Source organism: Kribbella sp. CA-245084 (genome assembly GCF_050942355.1).
Taxonomy (GTDB): Bacteria; Actinomycetota; Actinomycetes; order Propionibacteriales; family Kribbellaceae; genus Kribbella.
Genome location: NZ_CP192053.1, coordinates 953,171 through 965,910 on the forward strand (window position 1 = coordinate 953,171; position 12,740 = coordinate 965,910).

The window sequence follows — 12,740 nt, forward strand, 5'->3', positions numbered from 1 at the left end:
TTCCGAGTATGCCTTGTGATTGCATTCACAAGCTAGTAATCTGTACCGGAAAGCAACTGTCGATGATGACAGCGAGGTGTGGCCATGACCAAGCGCAGACCGCCGGGTATGAGTAACCAGGAGTGGGTCGAGTCGCAGATCAAGCTGGCTCAGAACCAGGGCGAGTTCGAGAACCTGCCCGGTGCCGGCAAACCACTGAAGCTGAGTGAGCACCACGATCCGGACTGGTGGGTCAAGGAGTTCCTCAACCGCGAGGACATCGAGACCGAGGCGCTGCTGCCGCCGGCGATGCTGCTCCGCAAGGAGAAGCAGCAGGTGCACGAGAAGATCCGCGGGATGCGGCGCGAGTCCGAGGTCCGCGAGTACCTGGCCGATCTGAACAAGCGGATCCGGCTCAGCATCCGCGACACCACCGGACCGGTCGTCCCGACCGGCCCGGTGAACGAGGACGCGATCATCGCCCAGTGGCGGATGGATCGCCCCGCGACCGAGCCCCGGTCCAAGGTCGAGGAGCACCGGCCGGCCAAGAAGAAATCGGTCTGGCAGCGGCTGTTCAGCTGAGCATCGAGCGGGCGGCGGTCTCGATCGTCTGCTCACTGAGCAGTACGTCGTGCGCCGCCGCGCCGAGCGGGACGTACGAGTCGTAGCTGGTGACCCGGGCCAGCCGCCCGGTGTAGCCGTGGTCGATCAGCGTGGCCAGGATGCCCTCGGACACGCCGCCGGACCGCCGGGTCTCGTCCGCGACCAGCACCCGCCCGGTGATGTTTGCCTGCAGCAACAGATCTTCGACCGGCAGCGGCGCGAGCCAGCGCAGGTCGAGGACGCGGACACCCGGCACCCGGGAAGCAACCCGCAGGCTCATCGGCACGCCGTTCCCGAACGTGACGATGGTCAGCTCGGTCCCGTCGCCGTACGTCCGGCCGCGCCCGATCTCCACGGGTTCCTCCGGGTACGCCGACAACCACCGGTCGTCGCCGTCCTCGTACAGATCCCGCCGGTGGTAGAGCGCGATCGGCTCGAGGAACACGCTGACGGTGCCGGACGACCGCGCCGCCGCCGTACAGGCGTGCAGCATCGCGGCCGCGTCGTCGGGCCTCGACGGCGACGCGATGACGATGCCTGGGATGTCCCGCAGTACGCCGATCGCGTCGTCGTTGTGGAAGTGGCCGCCGAAGCCCTTCTGGTACCCGTACCCGGCGATCCGCAGCACCATCGGGTTCGCGTACTGCTCCTGCGAGAAGAACTTCAGCGACGCCGCCTCGCCACGGAGCTGGTCCTCGGCGTTGTGCAGGTAGGCGAGGTACTGGATCTCGGGGATCGGCAGCAGTCCGGACACGCCCGCGCCAAGCGCCAGCCCGAGGATCGATTGCTCGTCGAGCAGAGTGTCGAACACCCGAGGCGGTCCGAACGCCTTCTGCAACCCGCGGGTGACGCCGTAGACACCGCCCTTCCGGCCGACGTCCTCGCCGAAGACCATCGCCTCCGGGTACGACGCGAGCACGTCGCTCAGGGCGCGATTGATCGACTGGCTCAGCGTCAACAGCTCGGTCGAGCGCGTCGGTTGAGGCAAGGCCGCGGCGACAGCGTCCGGTGATGGGAAGCGGAGCGGGGCCGCGACGGTCTCGGCGGACGACAGCTGCGGGAGGCCGGCGACCTCGGCCGCGATCCGGAGCGCCTCGGCGTGCTTGTCCTCGTACAACTCGATGATCTCGTCGGCGGTGTAGCCGGCGCCGAGCAGGTAGCGCGCCGTACCGAGGAGTGGGTCGCGTTCCTCGTCCGCGGCCAGCTCGGCGGGCGAGCGGTACGCCGTCTCGACATCGGAGCCCGCGTGGCCGAGCAGGCGGACCGTGCGCAGGCGGAGGAAGGCCGGGCGCCGGTTGCGTCGTACGAAGGTCGCCGCCTCGGTCGCCATCGACAAAGCCGCGTCCAGGTCGGTGCCGTCCGCGTCGAAGTACCGCAGGCCGGGGCGGGAGCCGTACGCCTGCCGGATCCAGCCGTCCGGAGTGCGCACGCTGATGCCGATCCCGTTGTCCTCGCAGACGAGCAGCAACGGCATCGGCAGACCCTGGTACGACGCGTGCAGCGCAGCGTTGATCGCACCGGTCGCGGTCGAGTGGTTGGCGGACGCGTCGCCGAAGCTGGTCACCACGATCGAGTCGGCCGGCCAAGGCGACGGTACGCCGAGCTTCGCCGACCGGTTCAGCGAGAACGCGACGCCCATTGCGCGCGGCAGGTGGGACGCGATCGTCGAGGTCTGCGGGATGATCGACAGCTCGTGCCGGCCGAACACCTTGTGCCGACCGCCCGCGATCGGCTCGGTGGTCGCGGCGGCGACGCCGAGCAGGATGTCGCGCAGTCCCTCCTTCGAGCCGCACTGGGCCGCGCGAGTCAGGTAGAAGGCGCCCGAGCGGTAGTGCAGCAGCGCCGGATCGGTCGGCTCCAGGGCGGCGGCGACGGCCGCGTTGCCCTCGTGACCGGCCGAGCCGATCGTGTAGAAGCCGGTGCCCTGGGACTGCATCCAGCGGGCGGCGAGGTCCGCGTGCCGGCTGCCGAGCTGGGCGTCGTACAGACTGCGGAGCAGCTCTGCGTCGTGCTCCCACGGGGCCGGGGCGAGGCCGCGGACGCGTTCGGCGAAGGTCCTCATCTGATACATGATCCGTGATGACGGTCCGTGCCACAGCTCGGCCCACAGGTTGAACACCTGACCTGGTTGGGGCCACGCTGGGCGGGGAACGGTGCCGATGGCTCGTTCGTTCGTCGGGGGAGGGGGATCTGGGCTGTGGTGACGGTGAGTGAGTTGCGGTGATGCATCGGTCTGCACTGGTAGAGCGGATGGGGGTCGCGGCGGGTCTCGGAATCGGGACAGCCGGGGCGCTCTGCGGTGTGCTGCTGCTGGGTCCGCTGGCCGCATCGATCCTGCTGACCGTGGTGTTCCTGCTGGTCTGGCCGCTTGCTGCGGTGGTTCGGCATGTGGCCGACGAAGCGCCGTACGGCTCGTCGGCTGTTATCGCGGCTGCGTGCGCGGCCGCGGTGCTGTGCTTGCCCGGGCTGGTGCGGCTGCTCGCCTGGGGTGCGCTCGGGATTGCGGCGGCGCTGATGCTCGCCGCCTTCTTCATCGTGATCGACCTCGTCGTGCCCGACCGGGAGCCGCGTCGGCGCCGGTCCCGGAAGCAACGCAGGCTGGAGCGCCTCACCGAGGCTCAGTTCGCGGACGACGAGCGGCTGATCGAGTCGCTTCAGTGCCCGCTCAGCATCGAGGAGCTCTGCGGCGTCTGGTCCGACACCGCGACGCAGCTCTCCCGAGGAGCCGGCCTTCGCGACCGGCAGGCCGTCGCCGAAGTACGACGCATCTGCCTCGACGAGTTCGAACGCCGCAACCCGGATGGCTTCCACCGTTGGCTCGACGCCGGCGCCCCGGCAAACCCCAGTCGCTACCTTCTCTCTACGCCGGGAGAAGGCCCCACACCCCTTTGAGCAGCGTGGTCGCTCCACCCACCAGAGCGAGCATCAACACGAGCAGCCGGGCCCGTGGCTCGGACACCCGTCCGGCCAGCGTCCGCCCGACCAACGCGCCGGCGACCAGGCCGATGGCCACTGCACCCCAACGACGCGGGCTCAGTCCTGGCAGTCCGCTCGCGGCCACCGAGAACACGTTCACGATGGCGCCGTAGAACAAGGCGTTTGGGACGAACTCGCGGATCGTCCATCCCGCGTTGACGGCGTACAGCGAGACCGGCGGGCCGCCGAGACCCGCGGATGCGTTCATGAATCCGCCGACAGCGCCGGCGCCGACTGCTCCGGTGACGCCGCCCAGGGAGCGCAGCCGGAGGCCACGGAGGAGCAGGAGTACGGCGGCCGTCACCAAAGCGCCCATGGTGACGAGCAGCACGGGCTCGGGTAGGCGTCGGGCGAACCAGCCGCCCAACGGGACCGTGCAGGCGGCGGCGACGATGAGCGGGACCATCGCACGCAACCGGACCTGTCGCCATCCCTCCGACAACCCGGCCAGGCAGATCACCCCTGCCCCGCAGTTGGCCAGAACCACCCCGTCATGCGGCCCGAGCAGCAGCACCAGTGCCGGCACCGCGACAAGGGCGAAGCCCATCCCGGTCATCCACTGAACCGATGCCCCCAACAGGACAACGCCACCCAGCAGAAGCACCCCCACGCCGACAAACCTACGTCAGGCCGCCTTCAGGCCGAAGTTGATGTACGCGCTGCATGGCCCGTGCCATTGCCGGCTCCTCTCCGCGTCGGCCCGGCCGGTACCCAGGTCAGAGACGGTTGTACCGTTTGCGGGCCTCGCGGCTTTCCTTCTGGGCTTCGCGGGCGGTGCGGCGGGCCTCGTCGAGGTCGGCGCCCAGGCGGTGGACGAGGGACTGTGCCTCGGAGAGCGCCTCGCGGGCGTTGTCGAGCTGGGTGTCGAGGTCCTCGACCTTCGCCTCGGCCTCCTGCGCCGCGGCGACCGCCTCCTCGAAGGCCTGCCTGGCCTTGGCCCGCTCAGCCTCCTCGCGTTCCTTCTCCTCGCGAGCGGTCGCGGCCTCCTCGTCGGCGGCCTCCTGGGCGGCGTCCGTTTCGGCCTGCTGGGTCTTGCGGCGGTCGCGGGCGGCCTGGCGGCGTTCGTCCGTCAGCGGGGTGACGTTGGAAGGTTCGCCGTTCTCGTCGACGACGCCGAAGCCGACGTGCCGGAGTGCGCTGCTCAGCCGGCCCTCGCGGACAGCGTCGCCCGCGGCCGGGTCGACCAGGGCGGCGTCGAGCGTCTCGCGCAGCTTCTGGCCGACGTCCGCGCTGATCTTCTGGCCGCCCTCGCCCGCCAGCCGGGCAGCCTCCTTGGCCAGCTTGTCCAGCAGCTCGTGGCGCTTCGGCGTCAGCTCCCGCAGCCGGTCGCCGTCGAGATCGGCGGTCGCCTCGCGGAACTCGTCGCCGAGCGCGAGCAGGTCGTCCAGCTCGTCCGGCGCCTTGCGGGCGACCAGGTTCGTCACCCAGGCCGCCACGGTCGGCTTGCGCATCGCCTTCAGCCGCGTCGACGCGACCGGGTCGCCGTCAGCCTTCAGCTGCTTGGCGAGCTCGTTGCGAGTAGCAATGAAGTCGGCTGCCGGCGCCGCATACAGCGCATCCGCCGCCTCCTCGAAGTCCACGGAAGCGACGCTACCGCACCTACCTCGACTTACTACCCGTTCGCCGGTACGCCGGTGGCGAGCTCGCCGCGGAGCTTCTCCAGGATCCCGCGGAGCAGGCGGGACACCTGCATCTGGCTGACCCCGAGCTCGTGGCCGATCTCCTCCTGCGTGAATCCGTTGCAGAACCGCAGCTGGAGGATGCGCTTGTCCCGATCGCCCAGGCCGGCGACAGCCGGCGTGAGGGTGTGGACGTCCTCGACCAGGTCGTAGCCGTCCTCGGCATTGGCGACCGTCTCGATCAGGCTCGTCCCGCCCTCCGGCGCACCCGGCGCATCGAGGGAGAGCGTGCTGAAGCAGCCGCGGACCGACGCGGCCTCGGCGACCTCGGCCGGATCCGTGCCGAGCGCCGCCGCGGTCTCTTCGTCGCTCGGCACGTGACCGAGGCGCTGGATCAGCTCCGGCTCCGCCGCGGCGATGTTTCCCTGCATCTCCTGCACCCGGCGCGGCGGCCGGATCGTCCAGGCGCAGTCGCGGAAGTATCGCTTCAGTTCGCCGCGGATCGTGGGTACGGCGTACGACAGGAAGGCTGTCGACGCGTCCACGCGGTACCCGTTGGCAGCCTTCACCAGGCCTAGGTACGCGACCTGTTCGAGGTCGTCGGCGTCGACGCCTTTGCTGCGGTAGCGCGAGGCGATCGACCTCGCGACCGGGGCATTCAGCAGGATGACCTCGTCGAGGCACGCCTGGTGCCGCGGATCAGGGACGGCGTCCGCCTCGAGCAGGAGCTCGTGGGTCGTGTCGGCAATGGTCTGCTTGGAGTCTTCGGCAGCTGCGATCGTCACGGGAGAAACCTCGTCGTGTCGTCGTGCAGGTCGAGTGGCAGGGGCTGAACCACTACCTCCACCAGATCAAACTCAGCCGGAGCTTTCAAGTACCAGCCTGTTACGGGTGTTTCAAACGACTGTCGCCTGACAGTAACTGTCAGGTTTCGATGCTTGTCTTGCAGCTATGAACGAGTGCTGCGCCGTCGTGGACCTGCGCCAGTACACGCTGCACCCCGGGCAGCGTGACACCTTGATCGAGACGTTCGACACGTACTTCGTCGAAGGTCAGGAAGAGACCGGGATGCATATCGCGGGTCAGTTCCGCGATCTGGACGACCCCGACCGGTTCGTCTGGATCCGCGGATTCCCAGACATGCCGTCGCGGGCGGACGCGTTGAAGGCCTTCTACTACGGCCCGGTCTGGCGCGAGCACGCCGCGGTCGCGAACGCGACCATGATCGACTCGGACAACGCGCTGTTGCTGCGGCCGCTCCTGCTCGACGATCGGTACCCCGAGCGAGACGCACCCCGGCCGCCGATCGGCAGCACTGCTCCCGCGTCCTCGGTTGTCGCCGGGGCTGTCTATCACCGCGGTTCGGAGGACGACGGGTTCGCCGAGTTCTTCACCGATCACGTCGCGCCGGTACTCACGGCCACCGGGGCCGAACCGGTCGCCGTGTTCGAGAGTTTGGTTGCCGAGAACAACTTTCCGGCGTTGCCGTTGCGGGACGAGGTCGTGCTCGCCTGGTTCGCGCTGTTCGCCGACGACGCGGCGTACGACGAGCATCGGCGAGCGCTGGCAGGATCGCAGGTGTGGCAGGAGCGGGTGCTGCCGGAACTGGTCTGCAGGACCGCGGGGCCGGCGCAGGATCTGAGGCTGCGGCCGACCGCACGTTCTCACCTGCGTTAAATACGTTGCGGGACCCGGAACCCCCGGGCATCCTGGTCTGACCGAGCGGCGGCGCACGCTGCCTGGACCTAAGGAGGGCTGACGGATGGCCATCACTGTGCTGCGGCATGTCCGCATCAGTTCCATCTCTAGGTTCAGGAGCACCCCAGTTGTCTTCAGAGTACGAACTCACCGATAACTACCTTTCGGACTTCGACTCCCGCTGGTCAGAGATCACCAGTGACGAGTCCCAACCAGATCCCGCGGATGCTTTCGTCTTCAAGTTCCACTCGGTCGACGAAGAGCTCGGTCCGGATCAGCGGTGGTCCACTTGGCTGGACGTCGAGCGCGGTTCTCGCGGCCCGGAACCACGACCCGATTGGGTTGTGACGGAACAGGCGGCGATCGACACCGAGCTCGGCGTCCTCAAAACCGGTAAGGAAGCAGACGTCTTCCTGGTCGAACGGGCCGTCGAAGCCATCGGCGACAACCCCGGCAAGTCCTCGTTGCTGGCCGCGAAGCGGTACCGCAGCGAGGAGCACCGGTCCTTCCATCGCAGTACGTCGTACGTCGAAGGCCGGCGTACCCGCAACAGCCGTGACAGCCGTGCCATGCAGAAGAAGACCGCGCACGGCCGCAGCGTCGCGGCCGGCCACTGGGCGTACGCCGAGTGGGACGCGCTCAACCGGCTGTGGAAAGCCGGCGTCCCGGTGCCGTACCCGGTCCAGATCGACGGCATCGAGTTGCTGATGGAGTTCATCGACGACGGTGAGGGCGGGGCCGCGCCACGGCTCGCCCAGGTCCGGCCGTCGAAGGAACTGCTCGGTCAGTACTTCGAGCAGCTCCGCGGCGGGATGCGTGAACTGGCCCGGGCCGGGCTCGCGCACGGTGACCTCTCGCCGTACAACGTCCTCGCCCAGGGGGACCGGATCGTGATGATCGACCTGCCGCAGGTGGTCGACATCGTCGGTAACCCCAAGGGCATGGACTTCCTGATGCGCGACTGCCACAACATGGCGACCTGGTTCACCAGCCGCGGGCTGGAGATCGACGACCAGGAACTGTTCGCCGATCTGCTCACGATGGTGTACTGATCGCCTCGCGCAGCAGGGGAACGAGTGGTACCAACCGGTCGGGGTGGGCGTCGACGAGACCGTCGAGATGGTTGCCCGCCTCGACCCGCCGGTACGTGTGCAGGTCCGATCGGCCGGCGCTTCGGACGAGGTCGGCGTACGCGTCGGAGTGGTGCCCGATCGGCAGCAGGCAGTCGTACGTGCCGTGGATGGTCGCCAGCGGACGGCCGAGGTTGCCGGTCAGCGTGACGCGCTCGAGCGCCGCGCGGGCGTCGGGCCGCTGGGTGTAGTCGTAGTCCACGTCGCTGCCGTCGTACGACGGATCGAGCGCGGCGGTGTAGATGCGCTGGGTGAGCTTCCAGTAGACCGTGTAGTGGAACTCCCATAGGAACTCCGACGCCGGGTCGAAACCGGCGGCGACGATCAGCTCAGGCGACCCCTGCTCGTACCCTTTGATTGCCTGAGGCAATGACATGAACGGGTTCGGCCCGTCGGCCGACCACAGCGTGCCTTCCAGGTCGACGCCGCGGGTATAAAGCTCGGGGTGGTTCTCGAGTTGCCACCGCACCAGGTAGCCGCCGTTCGACGCGCCGGCGGCGATCACCTCGTCGGCCGGCTGCCCGTAGTGCTTCTCGACTGCCTCCCGGGCGGCGCGGGCCAGCTCGGTCACGCGGTCGTTCCACTCGACGAGCGCGTCGCCCGGCTGCTTGCTGTCCTTGTAGAACTCGATACCGGTGTTGCCCTTGTCGGTCGAGGCGTACGCGTAGCCGAGCGAGAGCACATAGTCCGAGATCGCCAGGTCGTTCGAGTACTGCGCTCGCACGCCGGGTGCACCGGACACGACGAGCCCGCCGTTCCACTCGCGCGGCAGCCGGATGACGAACTGCGCGTCGTGGTTCCAGCCGTGGTTCGTGTTCGTGTGCGAGGTGTCGGGGAAGTACCCGTCGATCTGGGTCCCCGGCACGGCCGGCACAGTCGGCAGATCAGCGTGGGTGACACCCACGTAGTCGGCCGGGTTGGTGTGGCCGGACGCGACGGTGCCGGTCGTGGTCAGGTCGTCGAGGTGAGCGAGCTCCTCGTACTCCGCGCCCGGAACGATCACGAGACCGCCTTGGCCGCGGCGCGTCCCGCCGTACGGCCGGTGAAGAGGCAACCGCCGACGAACGTGCCTTCGAGCGATCGGTAGCCGTGGACCCCGCCGCCGCCGAAGCCCGCGACCTCGCCGGCCGCATAGACGCCGGGGAGTGGCGTGCCGTCGTCGCGCAGCACCCGCGAATCCAGGTCGGTCTGCAGGCCGCCGAGGGACTTGCGGGTCAGGATGTTCAGCCGTACGGCGATCAGCGGGCCGGCCTTCGGATCGAGGATCCGGTGCGGTGACGCGACCCGGATCAGCTTGTCGCCGCGGTAGTTGCGGGCCCCGCGCAGCGCGGTCACCTGCAGGTCCTTGGTGAAGGTGTTGGTCAGCTCGCGGTCCCGCGCGACGATCTGCCGCTCGAGGTCGTCGAGGTTGATCAGGTTCTCACCGGTGAGGTCGTTCATCCCGCGGACCAGATCGGGAAGGTTGCTGCGGACAACAAAGTCGGCGCCGTTGTCCATGAACGCCTGTACCGGCGCGGTCGCCCCGCCACGGGCCCGGCCGAGCACACCCTTGATGTCCTTGCCGGTCAGGTCCGGGTTCTGCTCCTGGCCGGAGAGGGCGAACTCCTTCTCGATGATCTTCTGCGTGAGCACGAACCAGGTGTAGTCGTACCCGGTCGTCATGATGTGCTCGAGCGTGCCGAGGGTGTCGAAGCCGGGGAACAGCGGCACCGGCAGTCGCTTGCCGGTGGCATCGAACCAGAGCGACGAGGGCCCCGGCAGGATCCGGATGCCGTGCATCGGCCAGATCGGGTCCCAGTTCTGGATGCCTTCGGTGTAGTGCCACATCCGGTCGCGGTTCACGTACCGGCCGCCGGCCTTCTCGGTGATGCCGAGCATCCGCCCGTCGACATGCGCCGGCACTCCGCTGATCATCCGCTTCGGCGGCTCGCCCATCCGCTTCGGCCACGACGACCGGACCAGGTCGTGGTTGCCGCCGATACCGCCGGACGTGACGATCACGGCCTGCGCCGACAGCTGGAAGTCGCCGACCTCGACCCGCGAGCTCGACACCCCACGCGGTACGTCGCTGGGCTCGAGCACCTTGCCCGCGACCCCGTCGACGACCCCGCCGGTCACGGTCAGCTCGTCGACCCGATGGCGGAACCGGAACTCGACCAGTCCCTTCGCAACTGCCTCCCGGACGCGCCGCTCGAACGGCGCGACCAGCCCCGGACCGGTGCCCCAGGTGATGTGGAAGCGCGGCACCGAGTTCCCGTGGCCGTCCGCGTTGTACCCGCCGCGCTCGGCCCAGCCGACGACCGGGAAGAACCGCACGCCCTGTCCATGCAGCCACGGACGCTTCTCGCCGACCGCCCAGTCGACGTACGCCTCGGCCCACCGCCGCGCCCACTTGTCCTCGTCATCGAGCCGGTCGAACCCGGCCGAGCCGAGCCAGTCCTGCATGGCGAGGTCACGGGAGTCCTTGATGCCCATCCGCCGTTGCTCCGGCGAGTTGACGAACATCAGCCCGCCGAACGACCAGAACGCCTGCCCGCCCAGAGACGCCTCCGGCTCCTGGTCGAGCAGCAACACTTTCCGCCCCGCATCGGCCAGCTCCGCAGTCGCGGCCAGCCCCGCCAACCCCGCTCCGACCACGATCACATCAGCGTCCATGTCGACCATGTATAGCGCACTTGCGAAGATGTGGCTGTGACGATCCTTTCTGCGCAAAACCTCGTGATTCCCGCAGCTTCGCTCGGTCCGGAGAACCCGCTCGCTCCGCTCCGGACCCAGCGGGAGATGCATCAGGTCGAGAACATCGCCGAGCTTCCGGACGGGCTGCGGGAGAACATCGAGTACGGGCAGCTGCACAGCCCGCTCCCGTGCCTGAACCAGGACGGGTACGACCGCACTCTGGTCGAGACCTCGCTCCCTGCGCTCGTGCTCGAGAACGATCATCTCCGCGCGACCGTCCTCCCGAGTCTCGGCGGACGGCTGTACTCGATGGTCCACAAGGCCACCGATCGGGAACTGCTCTACCGCAACCCGGTGTTCCAGCCCGCGAACCTTGCCCTGCGCAACGCCTGGTTCGCCGGCGGCGTCGAGTGGAACGTCGGCAGTACCGGCCACTGGACCGGCACCTGCGCGCCGATGCACGCCGCCCGCGTCGAGGGCCCGGACGGTACGCCGATGCTGCGCCTGTGGGAGCTCGAACGGACCCGCAACCTCGTCACCCAGCTCGACTTCTGGCTGCCCGCTGATTCCGAGTTCCTGTACGTCGGCGTCCGGCTGCAGAACCCGTCCGACGTCGAGGTTCCGGCGTACTGGTGGTCGAACATGGCGGTCGCGCAGACGCCGGACACTCGGGTGCTGGTGCCGGCGGACCAGGCGTGGCGGTTTGGGTACGGGAGCCGGCTCGATCTGATCGACGTCGAGACCGACCTCACCTATCCGATGCGCCATACGCGGGCAGTCGATTACTTCTTCGAGCCGATGGCGGAGGAGCGCTCGTGGATCGCGTCGGTGGACGGCTCGGGGGCCGGCTTGGTGCAGGCGTCGACCGAGCGGCTGCAGGGGCGGAAGCTGTTTGTCTGGGGTCAGGGCGATGGCGGGCGGCGGTGGCAGGAGTGGCTGTCGCCTGGTCTTGAGGGTGACGGGTACGCCGAGATTCAGGCGGGGCTCGCGCGGACGCAGATGGAGCACTTGAAGCTGCCCGCGCGCACGGAGTGGCACTGGATGGAGGCGTACGGGCGTCTGTCGATGAACGCGGGTGCTGCGCACTCCGAGGACTGGCAGACAGCTCGTCGCGCTGGGGCGGCTGCGTTGGCGGGGGTGCTGGATGGGCTGGCTGGTCGGGAGGCTGACTGGCTGGGTGTTGTAGATGCGGCTCCGGTAGAACGGCTCGCGGTGGGGTCGGGGTGGGGCGCGTTGGAATTGGCCCGGACCGGATGGGCGGTGTCGGCAGGTACACCGTTCGACGCTGACACGATGACTGCCCGGGAGCGGGCTTGGCTGCCCCTGCTCGAAGGGCAGTTGCCGGCCGTTGACGGCGTACCGGATGGGACGCTGGTGGCCTGGCGGGAGTTACTGGAAGTGGCCGAGGACAACTGGCTGGTTTGGTATCACAGGGGAGTCGCGCGGCACTACTACGGTGATGTCGACGGCGCGATCGACGCGTGGAAGCGGTCCGGCGACAACGGCTGGGCGCTGCGCAACCTGGGTCTGGTGACGGGCGATCTGTCGTACTACGAACATGCCGTCGAATTGCTGCCTGGCCTGGTTCCGTTGGTGGTTGAGGCGGTAGCGGCCGCCCTTGACTCCGACGTCGTACGGGCGGAACGGCTGCTCGAGCATGCCCCGGACGACCCGCGGATCCAGCTCCTGCGCGTCCGGCATGCCCTGGAGGCCGGCGATCCAGCCGCAGCACACGACCTGCTGGCCGCGGGTATCCAGCTGGCGACGGTCCGTGAAGGCGCGAATCCACTCACCGACTACTGGGTCGCCGCCGAACAGGCACTCGGCACAGAGCGGCCAGTACCGCCGCAGTACCAGTTCGGAATGGGCGGAATCTGACAACTACAGGTCAACTCTACCTCTAGCAACACCGCTCCACCGGGCTCTACCATGATGCTGTAGAAAAGAATTTGTACTTACCTGGAACCAAGTGGAATCCGGTGGCGTCTCACCGGTGTGCGGCGAAGGCCGCGCGAGGCAGGAACGACAACAACGACCGCGTCGCTCGCGGGCGGCGCGT

Annotated in this window: 11 protein-coding genes; 5 read left to right on the forward strand and 6 right to left on the reverse strand. The window is 68.6% G+C overall.

The window, feature by feature from the left end; all coding sequences use genetic code 11:
- The first annotated feature begins 84 nt into the window (after nt 1–84).
- A complete protein-coding gene (locus ACQPYH_RS04805; RefSeq protein WP_432887139.1) occupies nt 85–561 on the forward strand; it encodes a DUF1992 domain-containing protein in 477 nt (158 codons plus the stop codon).
- Here ACQPYH_RS04805 and ACQPYH_RS04810 read toward each other — a convergent pair.
- Nucleotides 554–2,644, reverse strand: coding sequence for a thiamine pyrophosphate-dependent enzyme (locus ACQPYH_RS04810; RefSeq protein ID WP_432887141.1), 2,091 nt, complete (start codon nt 2,642–2,644; stop codon nt 554–556). The genes ACQPYH_RS04805 and ACQPYH_RS04810 overlap by 8 nt on opposite strands.
- A 161-nt stretch (nt 2,645–2,805) precedes the next feature.
- Here ACQPYH_RS04810 and ACQPYH_RS04815 point away from each other — a divergent pair, with 161 nt between their 5' ends.
- On the forward strand, nt 2,806–3,474 hold the full coding sequence (locus ACQPYH_RS04815) for a hypothetical protein (protein ID WP_432887144.1): 669 nt from the start codon (nt 2,806–2,808) through the stop codon (nt 3,472–3,474).
- Here ACQPYH_RS04815 and ACQPYH_RS04820 read toward each other — a convergent pair.
- The 3 genes from ACQPYH_RS04820 to ACQPYH_RS04830 form a co-directional block, all read right to left on the reverse strand.
- Nucleotides 3,443–4,168, reverse strand: coding sequence for a TSUP family transporter (locus ACQPYH_RS04820; protein ID WP_432887147.1), 726 nt, complete (start codon nt 4,166–4,168; stop codon nt 3,443–3,445). The two genes, ACQPYH_RS04815 and ACQPYH_RS04820, sit on opposite strands and share 32 nt — an antisense overlap.
- Nucleotides 4,169–4,274: 106 nt before the next feature.
- On the reverse strand, nt 4,275–5,138 hold the full coding sequence (locus ACQPYH_RS04825) for a hypothetical protein (protein ID WP_432887150.1): 864 nt from the start codon (nt 5,136–5,138) through the stop codon (nt 4,275–4,277).
- A gap of 32 nt (nt 5,139–5,170) precedes the next feature.
- A complete protein-coding gene (locus ACQPYH_RS04830; protein WP_432887152.1) occupies nt 5,171–5,962 on the reverse strand; it encodes a sigma-70 family RNA polymerase sigma factor in 792 nt (263 codons plus the stop codon).
- A 166-nt stretch (nt 5,963–6,128) separates the two neighbouring features.
- Between ACQPYH_RS04830 and ACQPYH_RS04835 the strand changes: the two genes are divergently transcribed.
- Complete coding sequence (locus tag ACQPYH_RS04835; protein WP_432887155.1) at nt 6,129–6,854, forward strand: NIPSNAP family protein; 726 nt, start codon at nt 6,129–6,131, stop codon at nt 6,852–6,854.
- Between the two features lie 149 nt (nt 6,855–7,003).
- Complete coding sequence (locus tag ACQPYH_RS04840; RefSeq protein ID WP_432887158.1) at nt 7,004–7,927, forward strand: serine protein kinase RIO; 924 nt, start codon at nt 7,004–7,006, stop codon at nt 7,925–7,927.
- Here the strand turns inward: ACQPYH_RS04840 and ACQPYH_RS04845 are convergent.
- Together ACQPYH_RS04845 and ACQPYH_RS04850 are read right to left on the reverse strand one after the other, a co-directional pair.
- Nucleotides 7,911–9,008 carry a tannase/feruloyl esterase family alpha/beta hydrolase gene (locus ACQPYH_RS04845; RefSeq protein WP_432887161.1) on the reverse strand — a complete coding sequence of 366 codons (1,098 nt, stop codon included), beginning with the start codon at nt 9,006–9,008 and terminating at the stop codon, nt 7,911–7,913. The genes ACQPYH_RS04840 and ACQPYH_RS04845 overlap by 17 nt on opposite strands.
- Nucleotides 9,005–10,660: an FAD-binding dehydrogenase gene (locus tag ACQPYH_RS04850; RefSeq protein ID WP_432887164.1), complete on the reverse strand. Its 1,656-nt coding sequence runs from the start codon at nt 10,658–10,660 to the stop codon at nt 9,005–9,007. The genes ACQPYH_RS04845 and ACQPYH_RS04850 overlap by 4 nt, the downstream gene beginning before the upstream one ends.
- A 36-nt stretch (nt 10,661–10,696) precedes the next feature.
- Between ACQPYH_RS04850 and ACQPYH_RS04855 the strand changes: the two genes are divergently transcribed.
- On the forward strand, nt 10,697–12,559 hold the full coding sequence (locus ACQPYH_RS04855) for a DUF5107 domain-containing protein (RefSeq protein ID WP_432887167.1): 1,863 nt from the start codon (nt 10,697–10,699) through the stop codon (nt 12,557–12,559).
- Nucleotides 12,560–12,740: the final 181 nt, after the last annotated feature.

What these genes read in the sequence shown, in the direction of transcription:
- ACQPYH_RS04805 (WP_432887139.1), top strand. Translation starts at nt 85, where the DNA reads ATGACCAAGCGCAGACCGCCGGGTATGAGTAACCAGGAGTGGGTCGAG.
- ACQPYH_RS04810 (WP_432887141.1), bottom strand. Translation starts at nt 2,644, where the DNA reads ATGAGGACCTTCGCCGAACGCGTCCGCGGCCTCGCCCCGGCCCCGTGG.
- ACQPYH_RS04815 (WP_432887144.1), top strand. Translation starts at nt 2,806, where the DNA reads ATGCATCGGTCTGCACTGGTAGAGCGGATGGGGGTCGCGGCGGGTCTC.
- ACQPYH_RS04835 (WP_432887155.1), top strand. Translation starts at nt 6,129, where the DNA reads ATGAACGAGTGCTGCGCCGTCGTGGACCTGCGCCAGTACACGCTGCAC.
- ACQPYH_RS04850 (WP_432887164.1), bottom strand. Translation starts at nt 10,660, where the DNA reads ATGGACGCTGATGTGATCGTGGTCGGAGCGGGGTTGGCGGGGCTGGCC.